Annotated in this window: 16 protein-coding genes; 11 read left to right on the top strand and 5 right to left on the bottom strand. The window is 74.1% G+C overall.

The window, feature by feature from the left end; translation table 11 throughout:
• Window positions 1-11: 11 nt before the first annotated feature.
• Window positions 12-989 (bottom strand): helix-turn-helix domain-containing protein, encoded by a 978-nt coding sequence (locus tag ACZ6S8_RS31670; RefSeq protein WP_469460868.1) that lies wholly within the window; start codon window positions 987-989, stop codon window positions 12-14.
• Window positions 990-1439: 450 nt separating this feature from the next.
• On the opposite strand from ACZ6S8_RS31670, the gene ACZ6S8_RS31675 reads away from it, so the two are divergent.
• The 3 genes from ACZ6S8_RS31675 (at window position 1440) to ACZ6S8_RS31685 (ending at window position 4768) form a co-directional block, all read left to right on the top strand.
• A complete protein-coding gene (locus tag ACZ6S8_RS31675) occupies window positions 1440-2684 on the top strand; it encodes an ice-binding family protein (protein ID WP_469460869.1) in 1245 nt (414 codons plus the stop codon).
• Window positions 2685-2829: 145 nt separating this feature from the next.
• Complete coding sequence (locus ACZ6S8_RS31680) at window positions 2830-3576, top strand: DUF5819 family protein (RefSeq protein ID WP_469460870.1); 747 nt, start codon at window positions 2830-2832, stop codon at window positions 3574-3576.
• A complete protein-coding gene (locus ACZ6S8_RS31685; RefSeq protein ID WP_469460871.1) occupies window positions 3566-4768 on the top strand; it encodes an HTTM domain-containing protein in 1203 nt (400 codons plus the stop codon). The genes ACZ6S8_RS31680 and ACZ6S8_RS31685 overlap by 11 nt, the downstream gene beginning before the upstream one ends.
• A 447-nt stretch (window positions 4769-5215) precedes the next feature.
• Here the strand turns inward: ACZ6S8_RS31685 and ACZ6S8_RS31690 are convergent, their stop codons facing one another.
• Window positions 5216-6337 carry a glutamate--cysteine ligase gene (locus ACZ6S8_RS31690; RefSeq protein WP_469460872.1) on the bottom strand — a complete coding sequence of 374 codons (1122 nt, stop codon included), beginning with the start codon at window positions 6335-6337 and terminating at the stop codon, window positions 5216-5218.
• A gap of 246 nt (window positions 6338-6583) precedes the next feature.
• Here ACZ6S8_RS31690 and ACZ6S8_RS31695 point away from each other — a divergent pair, with 246 nt between their 5' ends.
• The 5 genes from ACZ6S8_RS31695 (at window position 6584) to ACZ6S8_RS31715 (ending at window position 9566) form a co-directional block, all read left to right on the top strand.
• The gene (locus tag ACZ6S8_RS31695) at window positions 6584-6958 is read left to right on the top strand and encodes a PRC-barrel domain containing protein (RefSeq protein WP_469460873.1); all 375 of its coding nucleotides are present in this window, start codon (window positions 6584-6586) and stop codon (window positions 6956-6958) included.
• Between the two features lie 129 nt (window positions 6959-7087).
• Window positions 7088-7456: a PRC-barrel domain-containing protein gene (locus ACZ6S8_RS31700; RefSeq protein WP_469460874.1), complete on the top strand. Its 369-nt coding sequence runs from the start codon at window positions 7088-7090 to the stop codon at window positions 7454-7456.
• Window positions 7457-7598: 142 nt separating this feature from the next.
• Complete coding sequence (locus tag ACZ6S8_RS31705; protein ID WP_469460875.1) at window positions 7599-8393, top strand: hypothetical protein; 795 nt, start codon at window positions 7599-7601, stop codon at window positions 8391-8393.
• A 78-nt stretch (window positions 8394-8471) separates the two neighbouring features.
• Window positions 8472-8645: a CsbD family protein gene (locus tag ACZ6S8_RS31710; RefSeq protein WP_469460876.1), complete on the top strand. Its 174-nt coding sequence runs from the start codon at window positions 8472-8474 to the stop codon at window positions 8643-8645.
• 132 nt (window positions 8646-8777) lie between these two features.
• The gene (locus tag ACZ6S8_RS31715; RefSeq protein ID WP_469460877.1) at window positions 8778-9566 is read left to right on the top strand and encodes a restriction endonuclease; all 789 of its coding nucleotides are present in this window, start codon (window positions 8778-8780) and stop codon (window positions 9564-9566) included.
• Window positions 9567-9581: 15 nt separating this feature from the next.
• Here the strand turns inward: ACZ6S8_RS31715 and ACZ6S8_RS31720 are convergent, their stop codons facing one another.
• Entirely contained in the window at window positions 9582-11249 is a 1668-nt protein-coding gene (locus ACZ6S8_RS31720; protein WP_469460878.1) for an ABC-F family ATP-binding cassette domain-containing protein, read from the bottom strand.
• A 186-nt stretch (window positions 11250-11435) separates the two neighbouring features.
• Window positions 11436-11666 carry a DUF6296 family protein gene (locus ACZ6S8_RS31725; protein ID WP_469460879.1) on the bottom strand — a complete coding sequence of 77 codons (231 nt, stop codon included), beginning with the start codon at window positions 11664-11666 and terminating at the stop codon, window positions 11436-11438.
• Between the two features lie 251 nt (window positions 11667-11917).
• Here ACZ6S8_RS31725 and ppk2 point away from each other — a divergent pair, with 251 nt between their 5' ends.
• On the top strand, window positions 11918-12877 hold the full coding sequence (gene ppk2, locus ACZ6S8_RS31730) for a polyphosphate kinase 2 (protein WP_469460880.1): 960 nt from the start codon (window positions 11918-11920) through the stop codon (window positions 12875-12877).
• Between the two features lie 203 nt (window positions 12878-13080).
• Window positions 13081-13698, top strand: a complete 618-nt coding sequence (locus ACZ6S8_RS31735) for a DinB family protein (protein WP_469460881.1) — start codon at window positions 13081-13083, stop codon at window positions 13696-13698.
• A 143-nt stretch (window positions 13699-13841) separates the two neighbouring features.
• Here ACZ6S8_RS31735 and ACZ6S8_RS31740 read toward each other — a convergent pair whose 3' ends face one another.
• Complete coding sequence (locus ACZ6S8_RS31740; RefSeq protein ID WP_469460882.1) at window positions 13842-14102, bottom strand: DUF4404 family protein; 261 nt, start codon at window positions 14100-14102, stop codon at window positions 13842-13844.
• Between the two features lie 247 nt (window positions 14103-14349).
• On the opposite strand from ACZ6S8_RS31740, the gene ACZ6S8_RS31745 reads away from it, so the two are divergent.
• A complete protein-coding gene (locus tag ACZ6S8_RS31745) occupies window positions 14350-21798 on the top strand; it encodes an amino acid adenylation domain-containing protein (RefSeq protein ID WP_469460883.1) in 7449 nt (2482 codons plus the stop codon).
• Window positions 21799-21828: the final 30 nt, after the last annotated feature.

The following is a 21828-nucleotide window of genomic DNA, read 5'->3' on the forward strand; positions in this document are numbered from 1 at the left end:
GCACCCGCTCCTCACCCGGCACGGCGGGCAGCTGTGCTTCTCCCACACCTCTCATCGTGGCCCTGGTCCTCGTGGGCCGCACGCCGGGTGCGGCGGCCGGAGGACGGGGCGGGCCCGTTCGGGTGGCGGTCCGCTCCGGCGTACCGTTCGAAGGCCTGGGACAGGAACCGCCCGGTGGCCTCCGGCTCCGCCGCCCGGTCCCGGAGGCGCCCGTACGCGGTGTCGTACTCCGCCACCTCGGACGGCTTGTCCAGGTAGACGTCGCTGGTGAAGCGTTCCAGGTAGACCACGCCCGGGTCGGTGCCCCCGGCGAACTCCAGCAGCGAGAACTGTCCGGACATGCCGGGGTGCGCCCCCGCGCCGTGGGGAAGGACACGCAGGGTGACGTGGGGCCGGGAACTCATCACCGCCAGGTGTTCCAGCTGCGCGCGCATGACCTCCGCGCCGCCGACGGCGCGCCACAGCGCCGACTCGTCGAGCACGACCCGTAGGCGCAGGGACCCGCTCGGACCGGTGAGGCGGTCCTGACGGCGCAACCGCACCTTCAGGTGCGTGTCGATCTGTCCGGCCGTCGCCTGGGGGATCGTTCCTGCGATGACCGCCCGGGCGTAGGCGGGGGTCTGGAGGAGCCCGGGGATCACGAGGGGGTCGTAGGAGCGGATCGACGTGGCCGCCGCCTCCAGGCCGAGGTAGGCGCCGTACGGAACGTCGCCGAAGTCCTTCCACCAGCCCTGCTGTCCGGATTCCCGCGCCATGTGGATCAGCGAGTCGACGAACTGCTGGTCCTCGACGCCGTAGAGCGCGCAGAGATCGCGTACGTCCCGGGGCTTGACGGCCCGGTGCCCGTTCTCCAGGAGACTCAGCTTGGGCTGGGAGATCATCAGGCTCTCCGCCGCGTGGCGCGCCGTCATTCCTTTGCTCTCACGGAGCTTGCGCAGCTGCGCTCCCAACCTGCGTCTCCCGACGGTGGGATTGGGCTGTGCTGCCACGGAACGTGTACCTCCGCCTCAAGGAACCGGTGTTGAACAGCAGAGTGCCACGGGCGCGTGGAGAATCCGTTCTTCGCCACCCTCCCGGGGGAGCGACGCCTTATGGTTCCGGCTCCTCCAGGTCAGGGGCGCACGGCAGTTCACGTGATATCCGGCCTGTGCGTTCCCCCGGAAATATGAGAAAGCGTTCCCCTGTGGCGGGCGCCTCGGGTGTGGCCATTTCCCGCTGATTCCAAGGCCGGTGACGTGATCGTGAGCCGAATGCCCGTCCATCGGTGAACTCGTATGACATTTACACGCCCGAACGGGGTGTTCTTTCACGTCACCTGAATGCGGCGCACCCCACGGCACATTGCTGCGTAATATGCCAGCGAAAAGGAATTGGCGGCCCCCTTTTTTGCGGGTTCCGCCGATTGCGCCACCGTCCCCTTCTCAGGAGTTGGCCCCTCGATGACGTCGAACACTCCGGATGCACCCCGTCGGCGCACCACCCCGACATGGATCGCCGCGGCCCTCGCCGCGGTGATCGGCTCTGTCGCAGTCGCGATGGTGCCGACCCAGGCGGTCGCCATCGCCACACCCGTACCCCTGGCCTCGGCGACCAGCTTCGCCGTCCTGGCCGGCTCGGAGATCACCAACACCGGACCCACGGTGATCAACGGAGACCTCGGGGTCAGCCCGGGGACGGCCGTCAGCGGATTCCCGCCCGGCCTCGTCAACGGGGTCCAGCACTCCGCCGACGCCGTGGCCCTCCAGGCGAAGAGCGACCTGGTCGCCGCCTACGACAACGCCGCCGGACAGGCCACGGACGCAGCCCTGCCCCCGGACGCAGGAGGCCTGACGCTGGTTCCCGGCGTCTACACCGCCGCGTCCACCCTCGGTCTCACCGGCACCCTCACCCTGGACGCCCAGGGCAACCCCAACGCCGTCTGGGTGTTCCAGGTCGGCTCGGGGCTGACGACGGCCACCTCCAGCCGGGTTCTCCTCATCAACGGTGCGGCGCCCTGCAACGTGTTCTGGAAGGTGGGCAGTTCGGCCACCCTCGGCACCAACACCACGTTCGTGGGCAACATCCTGGCCCTGACCTCGATCAGCCTCACCACCGGGGCGACGATCGACGGCAGAGCCCTCGCCCGCAACGGCGCGGTGACGATGGACACCAACCGGATCACCCGGGCGACCTGCGCCGCGGGCACCACCGGCGGTACCACGGGCGGCCTGATCACCGGCGGCGTCGTCGCCGGCACGACCACCACGGGCGGCACCGCGACCGGCGGCACCACCGGCGGCGTGCTCGGCGGGGTCCTCGGCGGCGCGACGACCGGCGGGACCACCGGCGGCGTCCTCGGCGGAGTGCTGGGCGGCGTCCTGACCGGGGGCACCACGGGCGGCGCCCCGGGCGGCGTCGTCGCTGGTACGACGGGCAGCCCGACCGCGGGCACGACCGGTGGGATCAATGGCGGCACGATCGGCGGGGTCAACGGCGGAGTGATCGGCGGTCCGGGGCACGGCAAGCCGGGGCACGACCACGGCGGGAAGCCGGGCCACGGGCACGGCGACGACCACGGCGGGAAGCCCGGTCACGGCCACGACGACGACCACGGCGGGAAGCCGGGCCACGGCCACGGCGACGACCACGGCGGCAAGCCCGGTCACGGCCGCGACGACGGCCGCGACCACGGCGGCCGCGCATAGCCGAGGCCCGTCCGAGGTGACGGCGGCTCCCGGAGCGTGAGCGAGCGCTCCGGGCGTCCGCCGGACCGTGTGAGCGGTACCAGGGGCGCGCGGCGGCGGTCGTCGAAGCCGCCGCGCGCCGCCGATGAGAGAGCGGGAGAGGCCGATGGGAGCAGTCGGTACGGATCGTCCGGACACGCCGGTGACGGACGCCGCCGCGGCGGACGGGACGGACACGTCCGTCGGGCAGGGACCCGGAGCGGGGGAACGGGAGGCGGAGGACCGGTCGGGCTCGGGTCCGCCCGCCGTGCTGAAGGCGGGCGTGGGAGTCGCGGTGGTCGCGTGTCTGGCCACGGCTCTGATCCACGTGGTCCTCGTGTTCCTGCACGTGGCGCCCCCGAACCCGGTCTCGCAGCTGTACGGCCGCCAGGTCCAGGCGTGGGTCTTCCCCCTTTTCGAACAGAACTGGCGGCTCTTCGCCCCGGACCCGGAGGCGGTCAACCGCCAGATCTCGGCCCGGACCCTGCACACCGCGGGGAACGGCACGGTCCGGGTCAGCGAGTGGGTCGACCTCACCGCCGTGGACAACGCCGCCGTCACGCACCACGTGATCCCCAGCCACACGACGCAGAACATGCTGCGCCGGGCCTGGACCTCCTACCTGGAAACGCACGGCACCGACGACCAGCCGCACTCGCAGCGCGCCCGGATGATGCAGGAGTACCTGCGCAACATCGCGGCCGACCGCGTCGCCGCCCGGGACCACGGCACCTTCGAGTCCCTCCAGCTGCGCGTGACCACCCTGCCCATCGCCCCCGCCCCGGCGGCCGGCCCCCGTCCCGCCGCGACCGTCCCCCGGCCCGTCGACGTGCGGTACCTCCCCTGGTGGAAGGCGGTTCCCCGTGGAAACTGAGAAGCGGCGGACAACGGCGTACGAGAGCTCGCCGCGCGGAGTCACCGACCGCATCGACGCGCTCCACGCCGCCCTGACGGAGCGACCGGTCGCCCTCTACGGCGCGGCCGTGCTCCGCATCGGCTACGGACTCCTCTACCTGGTCTTCCTGCTGCGCGAGTTCCCGCACCGGGACGTGATGTGGGGGCCCGGCTCGCCGTGGACGCCGGCCCTGGCCGAGGAGCTCTTCGACCAGACGGGCTGGGTCAGCCTGCTCACGCTGTCCGACAACAGCGCCTACTTCGAAGCGTGTTACGGGGCCGCCCTCCTCATCTCCCTGCTGTTCGCGCTCGGCTGGCACACCAGGGCGATGTCGGTGCTGTTCGCACTCGTGGTGGCCTCCTTCCACGCCCGGGCGATCTTCATGACGGACGGCGGGGACAACCTCATCCTCCTCATGTCCCTGTACCTCGTCTGCACCGCCTGCGGCCGCCGCTGGTCGCTCGACGCGCGCCGGGCCCGCCTCCGGGCGGTCGGCGCCGAGCCGGGGACGCGCATCCGGGAAGCGGGGCGCGGAGCACCGCGCGGCGGAGCGCTGCGGGGCCAACTCGGCTGGGCACGCACGCTCCTGACGACGGTGCTCCACAACTGCGGAATGTTCGTCATCGCGGTCCAGGTGTGCTTCCTCTACGGTTCCGCGGGGCTCTACAAGGTCCAGGGAGGCTCCTGGGGCAACGGGACCGCTCTGCACTACGTGCTGAACCTCGACCTGTTCCGGCCCTGGCCCGGCCTCTCCCACCTCGTCGACGGTCACCACGTACTGATCGCCGTCGTCGGCTACCTCACCGTGCTGCTCCAGGTCGCCTTCCCGTTCGTCCTGTTCGGCAGGCTCAAGTACCCGGTCCTGTGCATGCTGTTGGGCATGCACGTGGGGATCGCCGTGCTGATGGGGCTGCCGCTCTTTTCGGGAGCGATGGTCATCGCCGACGCGGTGTTCCTGCCGGACCGCTTCTACCGGTTCCTGGGACGGCTGGGCAGGTCGGCCGTCCGGGGCCGGTCCGGGCGCGAGGTCCCCGCCACGGACTTCGCGCAGCGGCCTGACGCGGTCGTGACCGAACCGGCAGGACGGGCTCCGGCGCGTGTCGGCCGCCCGAGGACCGGGCGGGCAGCGGCACCGCAGGGGAGCAGCGGTACAGGGCCGGGGGTCGGGTAAAGCGAACAGCACGCCGCTGAGGCGCGGCTCCGCCGCCGGCCGCTCTTTCGCGGGCCGCCGTTTCGGGGGGCGGCGCTGCCGTCCGGAATCCGTGCCCGGATCCGGCTGCTCAAGCGCCGGTGCCGGGGGAGTACCGGACCTGCCGTGCCCGCAGGGGGGAAGTGCCGGGCAGGGCGTCCGGTTGCCGTGCGGATCCGGGCGGCAGCTCATCGTGCCGCCGGAGCCCCGGCCGCGTGATGGCGGGGGGATGCCACCACGCGGCTCGGGCCCGCTCGGGATCCCGCGCCGCTCACCGCCGCGGGCTCCCTGTCATCCGCTTGTGGCCGGGATCCGACCGCTCAAACGGGGCAGTGTGAATATTTTCGACGCCCGCCCGCCCGCCCGCCCGCGGCGCCGGTGCGGGCGTCGGCACGCGCCGTCCGGCCCGTACGGGCACCGGGCTCGGGCTCAGACCGCGGCGCCGGCGGTGATCTCCGCGCAGCGGGTGGCCACCGCGCCGAGCGACCCCTCCGTACGCAGCAACCCGCGCTGGACGCGCGCCCCGTTGCCCCGCTCCAGGAGACCGGCGATGCCCTCCCGGACGCGTTCGTCGTCGCCGTGGTCGGCCAGGGCCTCGCGCACGTGGGCGTAGAGCGCCTCGACGGCTCCCTCGGGCGAGGTCTCGCGCATCGTGCCGGGGTCGATGAGCGGGCCGTCGAGCCCCGAGCGGCCGGCGCGCCAGGCGGCGAGCCGCAGCAGACCGGTTCCGATCCTGGCCGGCGGCTGCCCGTCCTGCCAGGCGCGGGAGGCGGTCTCGACGAGGCCGCGCACCAGGGCCGCCAGCAGGACCGGCGTCGACGCCTCCAGGCAGACGTCCGCGACCCGGACCTCCACCGTCGGGTAGGCGGCGGACAGCCGGGCGTCGAAGTACATCATGCCCTCGTCGCGCAGCACGCCCGTGCCGAGCATGGCGCGGACCTGCTCGTGGTAGCGGTCGGCGGACCCGAAGGCGTCGGTGGGTCCGGCCGACGGCAGCCGGTTCCAGACCCGGCTGCGGTAGCTGCCGTAGCCGCTGTCCTCGCCCTGCCAGAACGGCGAGTTCGCGCTCATCGCGGTCAGCACCGGCAGCCAGGGGCGGATGCGGTCCAGGACCGCGACGCCCTCCTCGTCCGACTCCACCGACACATGCACGTGGCAGCCGCACGTCAGCTGCTCCTGCGCGGTCAGGCCGAACTGCTCGCCGAGCCACTCGTACCGCCGGCCCGTGTTCAACGAGGGACGGACCGGGAGCGGGGAGGTGCCGAGGGCCGCGACGAGCGCCCCGGCGGACGCGGCGTGCCGGGCGGCCTCCGCCCGCCACCGGGTGATCTCCTCCAGGAGCTCGCCCATCTCCCTCACGGGTTTGGTGGCGAACTCCAGCTGCTCCTTCTGCATTTCCTTCTCGAAGGTGTGCTCCTGCGGTTCGCCGCCCTCGGGCCGCTCCTCAACGGACCGGTCCGCGGCGGCCAGCACCGCCCCCGAGAGGGCCAGCGGCTCGCCACTGCGGGCGTCCACCAGCAGCATCTCTTCTTCCACGCCCACGCTTCGCATGCCGCCGCCGCCCGTCATTCAGCTGATCCGCTGTTGTTCCGCTGTTGTTCCGCTGTTCAGATCGCCCCGCGCCTGCCCTGCCCCACCCCGACCATGCGGGCGCCGACCGGCCCGTTCGCCGGCCGAGGGCACCGGGCGGGTTGAGGCGCCGGACGCGGGGCAGGCGCGCCGTCGACGGAGGCGCCGCCGACCCCCGGTTCCCGGGCGGACGGGGCGCCACGGAGCTGATCGAGGGAGTGGTTTCGCGTGACCGAGAACGTGTGGGCCTACCGGGCCGGGGTGGACTACCTGGCGGCGGAACTCACCGGCTACAAGGTCGAGGCGACCGACGGCGGCATCGGCAAGGTCGACAAGCATTCCGACGAGGTCACCGACGCCTACCTGGTCGTCGACACGGGCGTGTGGATCCTCGGCAAGGAGGTCCTCCTTCCCGCCGGGACGGTGACGCGCATCGACCACGACGAGCGCACGGTTCACGTGGACCGTACGAAGGACGAGGTCAAGGCAGCGCCGGAGTTCCACCGGGACAAGCACCTCGACGACGAGGCCTACCGCCGGGAGCTGGGCACGCACTACGGCTCGGGCGTCTCCGGCATGCCGTTCGGCCTTCCTCCGGCCTGACCCCGACGTGTGAACCCCGGCTTCCGGGGCACGCGGGGGACCGGGACGGAGCGGGACGCCCCGTACACCCGCCCCGCGCACCGATGACGTATCGACGTACCGAACACGGACCGAAGGAGTTGCGTTCACATGACCGAGCACGCGTGGAGCCACCAGGCGACTTCGGGCTACCTGGCCGGCGCCGACCTGACCGGCTACAAGGTCGAGGCGACCGACGGCAGCATCGGCAAGGTCGACAAGCACTCATACGAAGCCGGTGACGCCTACGTGGTGGTCGACACCGGCGTGTGGATCTTCGGCAAGGAGGTCCTCCTTCCCGCGGGCACGGTGACCCGCGTCGACCCGGAGCAGCAGAAGATCTACGTGGACCGGACCAAGGAGCAGATCAAGGACGCTCCGGAGTTCGTCCGGGCCACCCACCTCGCCGACCCCCAGTACCGCGAGGAGATCGGCCTGTACTACGGCATCGGCGGACCCTTCGGCGGCCGGCCCGTGTGACGGCCGCCCCGCACCACCCCCCGTGGGGCCGGACTCTTCCACGAGTCCGGCCCCACGGGCGTGTCCGGGTGACGCGCACGGCCGCTAGCCTGGCCGCCGGTGGACCGGGTGGACCGGGTGGGGCGCAAGGGGCGGGGGCGGCATGAAGCACCAACAGGTACTGGACAAGCTGGCGGCGAGGGGGCTCGTACGGGCCCTGGACGAAGAGCTGGCGCGCTGGGTGCACTGGCAGATGGTCGCCCCGCTCCCCTCCCACGAGGAACTGACCCGCGACGTGGTCACCCCGGTGCTCGCCCGCTGGCGCTGCCTCCTCGACTCCGAGGAGGCGCGCCCCGCGACGCGGGACGTCGTCCGGGTCGCCCTCGCCACCCTCCTGCACAAGTACGGCTTCCAGGACCCCGCGGTCACCGCGGCCGCGGTCGAGGCGGTGGACGCCCTCAACCGCGACGTCGTGCTCTCCGACGCCTTCGCACGGCAGTCCGAGGACATCAAGGAACTCCTGTGCTCCGTGCCCGTCCCGCTGACGCGCAGGCCGGCCTCGCCGCGCTCCCTCACCTTCCTGCGGCCCGGAGACGTCCTGTCGATCGAGCTGGGCGGCCGCTTCCACGCCGCGTACGTGTGGAAGGTGTACGGCCTCAACGAGACACCCCTGATCGAGTTCTACGCCGGCACGTTCGCGCAGCCGCCCACCCTGGGCGACCTGGCCGGCGCCGGGGCGGCGCGGCCGGGCGGCCGGGCCCGCTTCGGCGTCGACGGCCTCACCTACCTGCCGGACCCGGCGAACCAGGTGCGGGCCGTCGCCGCGGGGCACGAGCCGGGCCCTCAGGGCGGGGAGCCAGGTCCCGGGCAGGGGCTGTACACGCTGTCGGACGTGATGACCCTCCAGCGGCACATGGCGGACCTCTTCGGTGGAGAAGTTCCCGGCTCCGGATCCTGACCTGCGTGTTTGGGGGCGCTGATCCGGGTCAGACGGAGCAGTACGAGGAGTTCCCGTCCCCCCAGGGAGTGATCAGCTGTGTCGAACAACGAGAAGAGCCAGGCCAAGGTCGAGCAGGCCAAGGGCAAGCTCAAGGAGACGGCCGGCCGCCTGGTGGGCAACGAGCGCATGACGGCCGAAGGGCGCGCCGAACAGGCGAAGGGCGACGCCCGCCAGGCCAAGGAAAAGATCAAGGACGTCTTCAAGCACTGACCCGCCCGAAGCACCGGCGCGCACGCCGGTGTCCGCCGTGGTCCCGAACCCCCGAAGGGTCCGGGACCACGGCGCGTCCACATCACGATCACGACCGCATCACACAGGAATCACACGAGGGAGGGCTCCCACATGAGGGTGCCGGGGGAAGGCAGAAGGACGGCCGGGCGCGGTTCCGCTTCGTTCGGGCGCGACGTGGTGCTGGCCTTGGGGCTCGTGGGGATCTGCGTGGGCGGCCTCGCCGTCTTCCTCAAGGCCGCCGGAGGCTCGGGTGCGACGGTGCCGGTCATACCCGTCGTCACGGTGGTGGTGCTGGCGGCCGGTGTGGCGCTGGCCAAGTGGGGGGTCGCGCCCGTCAGGCGCCGCTCCGCCGCCCGGACGGCCCGCGGCCCCGTGCCGTACGCGGACCCGTACATGATCGAGGTCACCGCGGTACTGGACGTGCCCGACGCCCGGGAGGTCCCGGACGTGCGCGAGGTGCCGGACGTCGACGGCGGCGCGCTGGACCACGCGGCGGTCGACGCCGACGGCTTCGAGCACGCGATAGCCGCGCTGTGCGCGCGCGACGGCTGCACCCCCGTGGAAGTGGTGGGCGGTGCGGGCGACCTGGGCGCCGACGTGATCGCCACGACCCCGGACGGACTGCGCATCGTCGTCCAGTGCAAGCACTACACCGACACCAATCGTGTCGGCTCGCAGGACCTGCAGCGCTTCGGCGGCACCTGCTTCGCCGTGCACGAGGCCGATGTGGCGATCGTCGTCACCACCAGCTCCTACACCGCCCCCGCCCTGGAGTACGCCGAAGGGTGCGGCATCATCTGCATCGACGGCGAGGCCCTGGCCGCCTGGACCGACCTGGCCTCGCCCCCGCCGTGGGAGTCGGGCAGCCGCGACACCGCCGCCCGGGTCTCCACGGCCTGACCGCAGCCCCCGGCGCTACCCGACCGGCGAGCCCGCGCGCAGCTCCAGGCGGGGGCCGGGGAACGCGGACCGGAACCGGTGGTCGTGGGACACCGCCACCACCGCGCCGGGAAAGGCGGACAGCGCGCCTTCGAGCTCCTCGACCAGCGCCGGGGACACGTGGTTGGTCGGCTCGTCCAGGACGAGCAGGCCGGCCGGCCGGGTCACCAGCCGGGCCAGCTCCAGCCGCCGGCGCTGGCCGACCGAGAGCGCCGCCACCGGTACGTGCAGGTCCTCCCGGCGGAACAGGCCGAGGGCGAGCAGCTCGTCGGCGTACTCCTCCGGTGCGCCCGGCCGGCCGGCCGCGAAGCCGTGCAGGAGCGGATGGCGGGCCGGATCGGCGGCGACCTCCTGGGGGAGGTACCCGACGGGCGCGTGGCACCGCACGGTGCCGTGGTCCGGGGCGAGATCGCCCGCCAGCACCCGCAGCAGCGTCGACTTCCCGGCCCCGTTCGGGCCCGACACCAGCAGCCGCGCCCCGGGCGCGACGGTGAGTTCCGGTACGGACAGCCGCCCGCCGACGCGGACCGCGGCCAGCTCGGCCACGTACGGGAGGTCCTCCGGCGGGGCGGCGGCCACCGCCGCGGGACGCGCGGTGAACCGCAGGGGCTCGGGCGGCGCGGCGACCGGCTCCCGCAGCAGCAGGTCCAGATGCCTCCGAGCAGCCCTGACCTGGCCGGACAGCTTGGCGTCGTGCGAGCGCCGGTGCTTGCCGAAGCCCTGCCGGGGGTCCTTCCCGGTGACCGCCAGGCGCTGCCCGGCGGCCTCGACGAGCCGCCGCGTACGGGCGAGCTCGTCCACGTACGCGAGGTGGCGCTGCTCCCGTCCGCGCCGGGCCGCGGCGAGGGCGGCCCGATAGCCCGCCCAGCCGTCCCCGTACCGCGTGACGGTCCGCAGGTCGCGGTCCACGTCCAGGATGGTCGTCGCCACCCGTTCCAGGAACCGGCGGTCGTGCGTGATGACGACGAGCGTGCCGCGGTGCGCCCGCAGCCGCTCCGCCAGCCACGCCACGGCGGGCTCGTCGAGGTGGTTCGTCGGCTCGTCCAGGAGCAGGAGCTCCGGCGCCGCGCCGAGGACGCAGGCCAGGGCCAGCCGGGACTCCTCACCGCCGGAGAGCGAGCCGAGGCTCCGCCCGCGGCCGACGCGGCCGATGCCGAGCCCGTGCAGGGCGGCGTCGACGCGGGCGTCGGCCGTGTAGCCGCCGCGGGACTCGTACGCGCCGAGGAGTTCGCCGTAAGCGTCGAGTTCCGCGGGTCCGGCCGTGGCGAGCGCGCCCTCGGCGGCCCGGATCCGGGCCGCCAGTGCCCGCAGCTCGTGCAGGGCCGCGTCGACGGCGTCCTGCACCGTGCGGTCCCGCCCGAGGGCGAGGATCTGGGCGAGATGGCCGACGCCGCCGGGGAAGGAGACGGTGACGCGGCCGTCGTCCGGCTGTTCCACGCCGGCGATCAGCCTCATGAGGGTGGACTTGCCGGAACCGTTCTCGCCGATGACGGCCGCCTTCTCGCCCGGCCGCAGCGTCAGGGACACCCGGTCGAGTACGAGACGGTCCCCGTAGGCCTTGGACACGCCGGCCAGGGCGAGCTGGGACGCGGCGGGGGCGGCGGAAGGCGGACGGGAGGGGGTGGCGGAGGGGCGCGAGCGCATGGGGTGTCCTCGGGGGTGCGGGTACCTGCTTCCTGGCGGCGGGCAGCGCGACCCGGCGGCCCGTGGGCCGCTCCGGGACCGCGCCCGGTGCTCAGCGGAAGTAGAAGTGCCTGCACATGCCGTCAGCCTAACGCGAGCCGGACCGTCTCGTCTTCTGGTTTCTGCGGCGCGCGGGGAGACGGAGGATCAGGACGGAAGCGCCCGCGCGCGCACCCGGTGGGCCGGCTCCTGGCCGCCGCCGCTGGGCAGCACGCGGACCTCGCCGCGGTCGCTGATCTCGGCCCTGACGATGCCGGTCTCGTCGGCGTACACGGGATGGCCGCCCGGGCCCTTCTGGCCGGTCACGGACACCACCACGACGTCCTGCCCGGACTCGGGACCGTCCTCGAAGACCAGCTCGTACCTCTGCGTCTGCATCGTGTTCCATCCGTCCTGGGGGTGCCGGCAAGGTGCTGCGGGCGGAGCGGGTAGAGCTCACGGCCATGCTCCGCCGCGGTCCGGCGACGCGCATCTCGCGGGCGCCCGGACGGTGGCGGCGGGCCCTCCCGCCCAGGGCCGGGACGGGCGGGTCCGGGCAGGTTAGGCCGTCCGTGGACGGGTATGCGCCGCGAAGGGCGGTGCGCGTCGCTTCGCGGCGCGGCGGCCCCCTCCACAGGAAGGCGTACGGGATGACCGATCAGGCGGAAGCGCGACAGCACGAGCAGCTGCTGGCCGGGCTCAAGGTCGACACGAGCCGTCCCGAACAGCCCGTCCTGCTCGACGGCGCGGGCCTGCCGATCCGGACGTGGCGCGAGAACCACCCGTACGACCGCAGGATCCGGCGCGGCGAGTACGAGCGCGCCAAGCGGATCCTGCAGATCGAGATGCTCAAACTGCAGAAGTGGGCGAAGGAGACCGGCGCCCGCATCGTGGTGGTCTGCGAGGGCCGGGACGCGGCGGGCAAGGGCGGCACCATCCAGCGGTTCACCGAACGCCTCAACCCCCGAGGCGCCCGGGTTGTCGCCCTCGACAAGCCCACCGAGCGCGAGGCGGGACAGTGGTACTTCCAGCGCTACGTCGACCACCTGCCGTCCGCCGGCGAGATCGTCTTCTTCGACCGGTCCTGGTACAACCGCGCCGGCGTCGAGAAGGTCATGGGCTTCTGCACGGACGAGGAGTACCGGCTGTTCCTGCGCCAGTGCCCGTCCTTCGAGACGATGCTCGTCGAGGACGGCATCCACCTGGTCAAGTTCTGGTTCTCCGTCTCCCGCGCCGAGCAGCGCACCCGCTTCGCCATCCGCCGCGTGGACCCGGTCCGCCAGTGGAAGCTCTCTCCCACCGACATGGCCTCCCTGGACCTGTGGGACGACTACACGGCGGCCAAGATCGCCATGTTCCGCGCCACCGACACGGCCGACGCGCCCTGGACCGTGGTCAAGAGCAACGACAAACGCCGGGCGAGGCTCCAGGCCATGCGCCACCTGCTCTGGCGGCTCGACTACGCCAACAAGGACCCCGAGGCCGTCGGCCTCCCGGACCCCCTCATCGTGGGCGCCGCCGACACGCTCCTCGAACCCGGCGAGGAGACCACCGACCTCTCGCCGACCCCGCTGGCCGCCCACCCGTCGGGCCCCGGCGCACACCCCTGAGGAACCGTTCCCTCCGCCGCGCTCCCGGGCGGCGCCCAACGTGCCGCCCCGGGGAGGCCGTTGGGCCGTCCGCGCGGGGAGGCGCACGGAAACGGGGATGCGCCCGCGTGGGCGCTGTGCCAGGCTGGCGGGCTCGTGGCGGCTCCGGCCGGGGCCGCGGACCAGCCCGTTCCGGGCCGAGCAGCACACCACAGGAGCATTCCGTGACCCCCTCCCGCCTGGCCCCGCTGCTGGAGCAGTTCGACTTCGCCACCGAGCGGCTCGTCGGCCGGATCGCGGGCCCTTCCATGGACAGCGGTGACGGATCGGAGACGAAGACGGTCCCGATGACGGACGAGGAGTACCTCTGGGAACCGGTGCCCGACTGCTGGTCGGTCCGACGGCGCGAGGACGGACCGGGGGCGCGCGCGACCCTCCTGGCCGGCGCCGGTCCGTGGGGGCGCGACGCCGCGGCGTACCCGCACCCCTGGCCGCCCCCCTTCACCACCCTCGCCTGGCGGCTCAGCCACCTCTCCGAGATGCTGGCGCTCCGCGCCGAGCACACGGTCGGCGCGTGCGTACGGACCCGCGACGACCACCCCGTCAGCGGGGACGCCGCAGGGGCGGTCGCGGCCTTCACCGAGGGCGCGGCGGCCTGGCGCACGGCCCTGACGGGCGCCGACGACGTCGCGCTCGACACCGTGGGCCACTGCACGTACCCGCACGGCAGCGACGCGGAGGAACCGTTCCTCGACATCGTGTGGTGGGTCAACCAGGAGGTCCTGCACCACGGAGCCGAGATCGCCCTGCTGCGCGACCTCTACCGGTCGCGGCAGGCCTGAGCGCCCGGGGCGCTCGGGAGCGCCCCGGCCCGTTCACGAACGCCCGGCCTGCTCCTGAGCCCCCGGCCTGCTCCTGAGCGCCGGGCCTGCTCCCGAGCGCCCCGGCCCCTCCGTGGTCCGGGGTCAGCCGGGGTCAGCCGGGGTCAGACACCCATCGAGGTCAGGCTCTGCGCGATGCTGTTGAGCGTCGCGCCGATGCGCGGGTGCTCGACCTCGAAGCGGGCGAGCGACTGGTTCAGCCCCTCCAGCAGGCCGCCCTCCGCGCCGTGGTCCTCGCGGGCCGACGCGGCTTCGAGCCGTGCGATCAGGTCGTCGAGGTGGGCGCGTTCCCCGGGCGACAGGGACGGGTCCGCGGCCTGCTCCCGCAAGGTCGTGAGGGACGTGCGCAGTTCGTGCGTGGGCATCGGCGGTCCTGTCGTCGACGTGCGTGGCTCTGACAGTGCTCCGGATACCCCGCTTCCGTCGCGCGAATCCGGGGGGCGCAGCGGCGCCCGGACGCGCGCCCGCCGCCCGCGCGGAGGTCCCGTCACGTGAATCAGGGACCTGAAAGAGGTGACTTCACCCCGCTCCGTCCCGTTCATACCGTGGAGGCGCAAGCAAGCGGGATATGCGCCGCGCGCCATGACACGGTGCGGCGCCGAGGGAGTTGTCTTGGCCAGTCACGAGTCGATCGATCGCCCTGCCGAGCTGTCGTTCAGCGCATTCCGTGCGTCCGGAGCCCAGCAGCGGATGTACTTCCTCCACGAGATGGAGGAAGGCAGGCCGACCTATCACATGCCCGTCTTCCACGCCCTCGAAGGGGCCGTCGACGAGGCCGTGCTCCGCTCGTGCGCCCAGGGCCTGCTCGACCGGCACGAGGCGCTGCGCACCCGGTTCGTCCTGCGCGACGGCGAGCTGTGGCAGCACGTCGACACCACCGCCGACCTGGACTGGTCGGTCCGGACGGCCGACGCCGGCACGGACGTGGACGGCTGGATCGCCGCCGAGCACCACCGGCCCTTCGACCTGCGGCGCGGCCCCCTGTTCCGTGCGGCCCTGCTGCACACCCCCGAAGGGGCCGTCCTCGCGCTGGTCATGCACCACATCGTCGGCGACGGCTGGTCGGTGGGCATCCTCGTACGGGAACTGCTCAGCGCGTACGCCCTGCGCACCGGGGACACCGGCGGCGGCGAGCCCCTGCCGCCGGACGCCGAGGCCGGACCGGAGTACCAGTACGCCGACTTCTCCGACTGGCAGGAGGAATGGCTCCGCGGCAGGGCGGCGCAGGACCACCTCGACCACTGGGCGCGGCGGCTGGGCGGCGAACTCCCGGACGCTGCCCTGCCCAGGGACCGCCGGCCCGGCGACGGTCCGGCCCGCGGCGCGGCCGCCGTCCACGCCTTCGACGTCCCCGCCCCGGTCCTGCGCCGGATGGCCGCCCTGTGCCGCGACACGCACAGCACCCCGTACACCGTGATGCTCGCGGCCTTCCAGGTCGTGCTGGGCCGCTACACCGGCACCGACGACGTTCTCGTCGGCACCCCCGTGGCCAACCGGAACCGCAAGGAGTTCCAGGACACCGTCGGCCTCTTCGTCAACACCCTCGTCCTGCGCGCCGACCTGTCCGACGACCCCGCGTTCCGCACCCACCTGGAGCGCGTGCGGGACACCGTCCTCGACGCCCAGGACCACCAGGACCTCCCGTACGAGCGGATCGTCGAGCACCTCACGCCTGGGCGCACCGCCGCCGAAGCGCCGCTGTTCCACGTCATGTTCGGCCTCCACGACGAGGACGGCATGACCGAGGGCCTTCCCGGCCCGCGCGCCCGGCTGCTCGACGGGCCCGACGGGACCGCCAAGTTCGACCTGACCTTCGACGTCGTGCGCACCGGCGGGGAGTTGCGCTGCCGGCTGGAGTACCGCGCCGACCTGTTCGAGGCGGCCACCATCGAGCAGTTCGCCCGGCACTACGTCCGGCTCCTGGACGCCGCGACCGCCGATCCCGGCCTGCCCCTCACCCGGCTGCCCGTGCTGTCGGCCGACGAGCGCCGCGGCATCACCTCCCCGCTCCCGCCCCGCACCGACGCGTCCCGGCAGTCCGCGCCGGAAGCGGCCTGTGTCCACGAGCTGTTCGCCGCCCACGCGGCCCGCACCCCCGACGCCGTCGCCCTCGTCCACGACGGCACGCCCCTGACCTACCGCGAGCTCGACGTCCGCGCCAACCGGCTGGCCCACCGGCTGCGGGCCCTCGGCGTCGGCCCCGACACGCTCGTCGGGCTGTGCGTGCCGCGCTCGGCGGAGCTCGTCGTCGGCCTGCTCGGCATCCTCAAGGCCGGGGGCGCCTACCTCCCCCTCGACCCCGACAACCCCGCCGAGCGGCTGCGCTACATCATCGGCGACGCCCGCCTCGGGCACGTCGTCGGCACCACCGCGACCCGGGCGCTGTGGGAGGACCCGGCCCCGGGCGGGGGCACCTCGGACACCGGCGCCCCGCACACCGTCGACCTGCTCGCCGACGCCGCGCTGCTCGCGGCCGAGCCGGACACGGCCCCCGACACCGGGGTCACCCCCGACCACCTGGCGTACGTCATCTACACCTCGGGCTCCACCGGGCAGCCCAAGGGCACCCTGGTGCCGCACGCCAACGTCACCCGGCTGTTCTCCGCCACCGACCACTGGTTCGGGTTCGGACCCGACGACGTGTGGACGCTCTTCCACTCCATCGCCTTCGACTTCTCCGTCTGGGAGCTGTGGGGCGCCCTCGCCCACGGCGGCCGCCTCGTCGTGGTGCCGTACGAGACCAGCCGCTCGCCCGAGGAGTTCCACCGGCTGCTGCGCCGCGAGCGCGTCACCGTCCTCAACCAGACGCCGTCCGCCTTCTACCAGCTGGCCCGCGCCGACGAGGAGCACCACCGGGCGCCCGGCACGGCGGCCGCGGCCGGGCCGCCGCTCGCGCTGCGCCACGTCGTCTTCGGCGGGGAGGCCCTCGACGTCGCCGCGCTCGCGGGCTGGTTCGACCGCCACGGCGACACCGCCCCCCGGCTGGTCAACATGTACGGCATCACCGAGACCACCGTGCACGTCACCTACCGGCCGCTGACCGCGCGCGACGCCGCGGAGGGCCGTGGCAGCGTCATCGGCGTCCCCATCCCGGACCTCCGCCTGCACCTGCTCGACGCGCGCGGCCGGACCGTCCCCCGCGGCGCCGTGGGCGAGCTGTACGTGGGCGGCGCGGGCCTGGCCCGCGGCTACCTGCACCGCCCGGACCTCACCGCCGAACGCTTCCCCGCCGGCGTCTCCCGCACCGGCGCCGCCGACGCGCCGGTCGTGCCCGCCGGCGCCGAACGGCTCTACCGGACCGGGGACCTGGCCCGCGCCCTGCCCGACGGTGACCTGGAGTACCTCGGCCGCATCGACCACCAGGTCAAACTCCGCGGGTTCCGCATCGAGCTCGGCGAGGTCGAGGCCGCCCTCGCCGCGCACCCCCGGGTCGACGCGGCCGTCGCGCTCGTCGTCCCGGACGCCTCCGGGGCCGACGTCCTCGTCGGATACCTGGCCGTCCCGGGCGCCGGGCCCGGAGGCGGCCCCACCGTCGAGGAGCTGCGCGCGCACCTGGAGCGGAGGCTGCCGGGCTACATGGTTCCCGGCGCGTTCGTCACCCTGGCCGCGCTGCCGCTGACGCCCAACGGCAAGACCGACCGGCGCGCGCTGCCCGCGCCCGGCTCGGCCGCCCGTACGCCCACGGCGCCGTACGAGGCGCCCGAGGGACCGGTCGAGACGGCGCTCGCCGAGATCCTGGCGCAGGTCCTCGGCCACGAACGGGTCGGCGCCCTGGACAACTACTTCGCCCTCGGCGGCGACTCCATCCGCTCCCTGCAGGTGCTGGCCCGCGCCCGGGAACGCGGCCTGTCCTTCGCCGTCGTCGACCTCATGCGCCGCCAGACGGTACGCGCCCTGGCCCCGGCCACCACCCCGCTGGGCGCCGAACCCCCGGCGCCGTACGAGCCGTTCGCCCTCCTCACCCCCGAGGACCGCGCCGCGCTGCCCGACGGGCTGGAGGACGCCTATCCGATGACCCGGCTCCAGGCCGGCATGCTCTTCCACAGCGACCTGCCCGCCGCCGGCGGCCGCGTCTACCACAACGTCGCCTCGTACCTGGTCCGGGCGCCGTACGCACCGGACGCCTGGCGCCGTACGGTGGCCGCCGTGGCGGCCCGCCACGAGATGCTCCGCACGTCCTTCGACCTCCACGGCTACGGCGAACCCCTCCAGCTCGTACACCGGGGGGCCGCGCCGGAGATCACCTTCGAGGACCTCCACGGGCTCGACGCCGACGCGCAGGAGACGGCGGTCGCCGCCCGGTACGCCGCCGAGCGGGACCGGCCGTTCGCCTGGGACCGGGCCCCGCTGATCCGCTTCCACGTCCAGCGGCTCTCGGACGAGACCTTCCGGCTGTTCATCGCCGAACACCATGCCGTCATGGACGGCTGGAGCGAGCGGTCCCTCTTCGCCGAACTCGGCTCCCGCTACACGGCCCTGGCCGGGGACCCGGAGAGCGGGACCTTGACCGTCGGGGTCCCGGCCGGCGGGAGCCCGGCGGGCCCGCCCCCGGCCGACGCGCTCCGTTCCCGCTTCGCCTCCTTCGTCGCCCTGGAGCGGGCCGCCCTGGCCGACCCCGCCCAGCGCGCGTTCTGGGCCGCGCAGACCGCCGGCGCACCCGCCACCCGGCTGGCGCGGCCCGCCGCCCAGGGGGGACCGGCCCGGATGTCCTGGTACCTGGGACCGCTCCCCGCGGATCTGCACGGCCGGCTCACCGCACTGGCCGCCGAGTGCGGGGTGCCGCTGCGCACCGTCCTGCTCGCCGCCCACCTGCGGGTGATGGCCCTGCTCGGCGGGAACGACGAGGTGACCACCGGCGTGGTCCACAACGGGCGGACCGAGGAGACCGACGGAGACAAGGTCGTCGGAGCCTTCCTGAACACCCTGCCCTTCCGGATCGACACCGCCGGACTCGACTGGCGCGCGCTCGTGGCGCGCGTCGCGGAGTCGGAGGTGCTCCTGCACGGCCACCGCCGCTTCCCGCTGCCGGAGATCCAGCGGATCTCCGGGGGCGACCCGCTGTTCGAGACCTTCTTCAACTACACCCACTTCCACGTCGAGCACACGGGCCCCGACGGGGCGGGATTCACCGTCCTGGAGGAGACGGGCGAGGCCGGCACCGACCTCCCCTTCGGCGCGGAGTTCTCCCGCACCCCCGACGGTTCCCTCCTGGAGCTCGGCCTGCGCTTCGACGCCGCCCGGTTCTCCGAGGAGCAGATCGCCTCCGCGCACGCCTCCTACACCGCCGCGCTGACGGACCTGGCCACCGCGCCGGACCGCGACTGCGGGGCGGCCGACCTCCTTCCGGAGGCCGAACACCGCCGCTACGCGGAGTGGAACAGCACCGACGCCGACTATCCGCAGCCCCACCACCTGACCCGGCTGATCGACGCCCAGACCGCCCGCACCCCCGACGCGCCCGCCGTGCGCTTCGAGGGCGCCGAGCTCAGCTACCGGGAGCTCGACGCGGCCGCCGAGCGGATCCGCGCCGTCCTGCGCGGGCGGGGCGCCGGCCCCGGCACCTTCGTCGGACTGCTGCTGGAGCGCTCCGCTGCGCTGCCCGCGGTGCTCCTGGGCGTCCTCAAGTCCGGCGCCGCGTACGTGCCGCTGGACCCCGGGCACCCGGAGCCCCGGATCCTGTCGCTGCTCGCCGAGTCCGGCATCGGACTGGTGGTCACCGAAGGCCGCTGGGAGGAGCCGCTGCGGGCCGCGGGCGTGGACGTCGTACGCCCCGACACCGCCCCGGACGCCGACACCGCTCCGGATCCCGACACGGCCCCGGACGCCGACACCGCTCCGGACCGGGCCGCCGCACGGGAGCCCTCCCCGGCCCACGACCCGGCCGACCCGGCCTACATGATCTTCACCTCGGGCTCCACCGGCAAGCCCAAGGGCGTCGTGGTGTCCCACCGCGCCATCGCCAACCGGCTGCTGTGGATGCAGGAGGCGTACGGACTGACTCCGGGGGAGCGGGTGCTCCACAAGACCCCCTACACCTTCGACGTGTCCGTCTGGGAACTCTTCTGGCCCCTCCTGACCGGTGCCACCCTGGTCCTCGCCCGCCCCGGCGGCCACCGGGACCCCGGCTACCTCGGGTCCCTGGTCCGCGACGAGGGCGTCACCACCGTCCACTTCGTCCCGTCCATGCTCAGCGTGTTCCTCGACGACCCGCGGGCCACCGCCGACGCGGCCGACCTCACCCGCGTCGTGTGCAGCGGCGAGGCCCTGCCGTACGACGTGCAGCGCAGGTTCTTCGAGCGGCTGCCCGGCGTGGCCCTGCACAACCTGTACGGGCCCACCGAGGCGGCCGTCGACGTCACGTACTGGCAGTGCCGGCCCGACGGCGGCGACACCGTGCCCATCGGCCGCCCCATCGCCAACATGCGCACCCACGTCCTGGACGCGCGGCTGTCCGAGGTCCCCCTCGGCGTCACCGGCGAACTGTTCCTGGAGGGCGTCGGCCTCGCCGACGGCTACCACGGCCGCCCCGAACTGACCGCCGAGCGGTTCGTCGAACACACCGGACACGACGGGGTCACCCGGCGCCTCTACCGCACCGGCGACCTCGCCCGGCACCGCCCCGACGGCGCCCTGGAGTACGCCGGCCGCACCGACCACCAGCTCAAGATCCGCGGCTTCCGCGTGGAGCCCGGCGAGATCGAGGCGGTCCTCGCCGAACACCCCGCCGTCCGCGACTGCGCGGTCCTGCCCCGCGGCGAACGGCTCGTCGGCTACGTCGTCACCCCGGACGCCGCCCCCGACGGCGCACCGGTCCCCGGACCCGGGGACCTGGCCCGCCACGCCCGGGAACGGCTCCCCGAGTACATGGTCCCCTCCGCCTGGGTGCGCCTGGACGCCCTCCCGCTGACCGCCAACGGCAAGCTCGACCGCGCCGCCCTGCCCGACCCCGACCCCGCCGACCTGCGCGCCGGCACCCTGCCCGCGCCGCCCCGCGACGCGCTCGAATCCCGACTCGTCGGCATCTGGGAACAACTGCTGGGCTCCGGCCCGGTCGGCGTCCACGACGACTTCTTCGACGCCGGCGGCCACTCCATCGACGCCCTGCGCCTCATCGGCCGCGTCAACCAGGCCTTCGGCGAACGCCTCGGAGTCTCCGCCGTCATGGAACACCCGACCGTGGCCCGGCAGGCCGCCGTCCTGCGCGGACGGCACCGCGCCGCCCCCGACCCGGTGGTGCGCATCCAGGGGGAGGGGGACCTCCCGCCCCTCTTCCTCGTCCACCCGGTCGGCGGGAACGTCTTCTGCTACCGGGCCCTGGTCACCGCGCTGGGCACCGGCCGGCCGGTGTACGGGCTGACCGCGCCCGGGCTGACTGCCCCCGGCGGCGGCGAGCCGGAGAGCGCTCCCGGCACCGTCGGGGAACTCGCCGCCGTCCACCTCCGCGCCCTGCGCAGGGTCCGTCCCACCGGCCCCTACCACCTGGCCGGCTGGTCCTTCGGCGGGCTGCTCGCCCACGAGATGGCCGTCCGGCTGCGCGCCGCCGGCGAGGAGGTGGCCACGCTCACCCTGCTCGACACGGCCTTCCCCGATCCCCGGAGCGTCCCCGACGACGAGGCCTCGCTGCTGGAGTGGTTCCACGAGGACCTCGCCCGCTCGGCCGGCGCCGACCCCGATTCCGACGCCGGACCGGCCCTGCGCACGGCCCTGCTCGGCGCGCCGGACACCGCCGCGCGGCTGGCGCTGCTCGCCGAGCGCGTCGAGCGCGACGGGTTCGCCCCGGGACTCGACGCGGCGGACCTGGCCCGCCACTACGAGGTGTTCCGCACCGGGATCCTCGCCGCCGCCCGCCACCAGCCGTCGGCCGCGCCCTGCCCGGTCCACTTCCACCAGACCTCGACCGGAGCCGAAGGACACGCCGCCGACCGGTGGGAACGGCACTCCGGAGCCGCCCTGATCCGCCACGACGCCACCACCGACCACTACGGGCTGATGCGCCACCCGCACGTCGCGGCCGTCGCCGCGTCCCTCCGCGAGGCCCTCGCCGCCGCGGACGGCCGCTGAGCGGCCCCGTCCGCCCGTCCGTACCCGTAC

It is taken from the genome of Streptomyces sp. NPDC048461 (genome assembly GCF_055587105.1).

Excerpts from the sequence above, each read along its gene's own strand:
- ACZ6S8_RS31675 (WP_469460869.1), top strand. The coding sequence starts at position 1,440 with ATGACGTCGAACACTCCGGATGCACCCCGTCGGCGCACCACCCCGACA.
- ACZ6S8_RS31680 (WP_469460870.1), top strand. The coding sequence starts at position 2,830 with ATGGGAGCAGTCGGTACGGATCGTCCGGACACGCCGGTGACGGACGCC.
- ACZ6S8_RS31690 (WP_469460872.1), bottom strand. The coding sequence starts at position 6,337 with ATGCGAAGCGTGGGCGTGGAAGAAGAGATGCTGCTGGTGGACGCCCGC.
- ACZ6S8_RS31700 (WP_469460874.1), top strand. The coding sequence starts at position 7,088 with ATGACCGAGCACGCGTGGAGCCACCAGGCGACTTCGGGCTACCTGGCC.
- ACZ6S8_RS31705 (WP_469460875.1), top strand. The coding sequence starts at position 7,599 with ATGAAGCACCAACAGGTACTGGACAAGCTGGCGGCGAGGGGGCTCGTA.
- ACZ6S8_RS31715 (WP_469460877.1), top strand. The coding sequence starts at position 8,778 with ATGAGGGTGCCGGGGGAAGGCAGAAGGACGGCCGGGCGCGGTTCCGCT.
- ACZ6S8_RS31720 (WP_469460878.1), bottom strand. The coding sequence starts at position 11,249 with ATGCGCTCGCGCCCCTCCGCCACCCCCTCCCGTCCGCCTTCCGCCGCC.
- ACZ6S8_RS31725 (WP_469460879.1), bottom strand. The coding sequence starts at position 11,666 with ATGCAGACGCAGAGGTACGAGCTGGTCTTCGAGGACGGTCCCGAGTCC.
- ppk2 (WP_469460880.1), top strand. The coding sequence starts at position 11,918 with ATGACCGATCAGGCGGAAGCGCGACAGCACGAGCAGCTGCTGGCCGGG.
- ACZ6S8_RS31740 (WP_469460882.1), bottom strand. The coding sequence starts at position 14,102 with ATGCCCACGCACGAACTGCGCACGTCCCTCACGACCTTGCGGGAGCAG.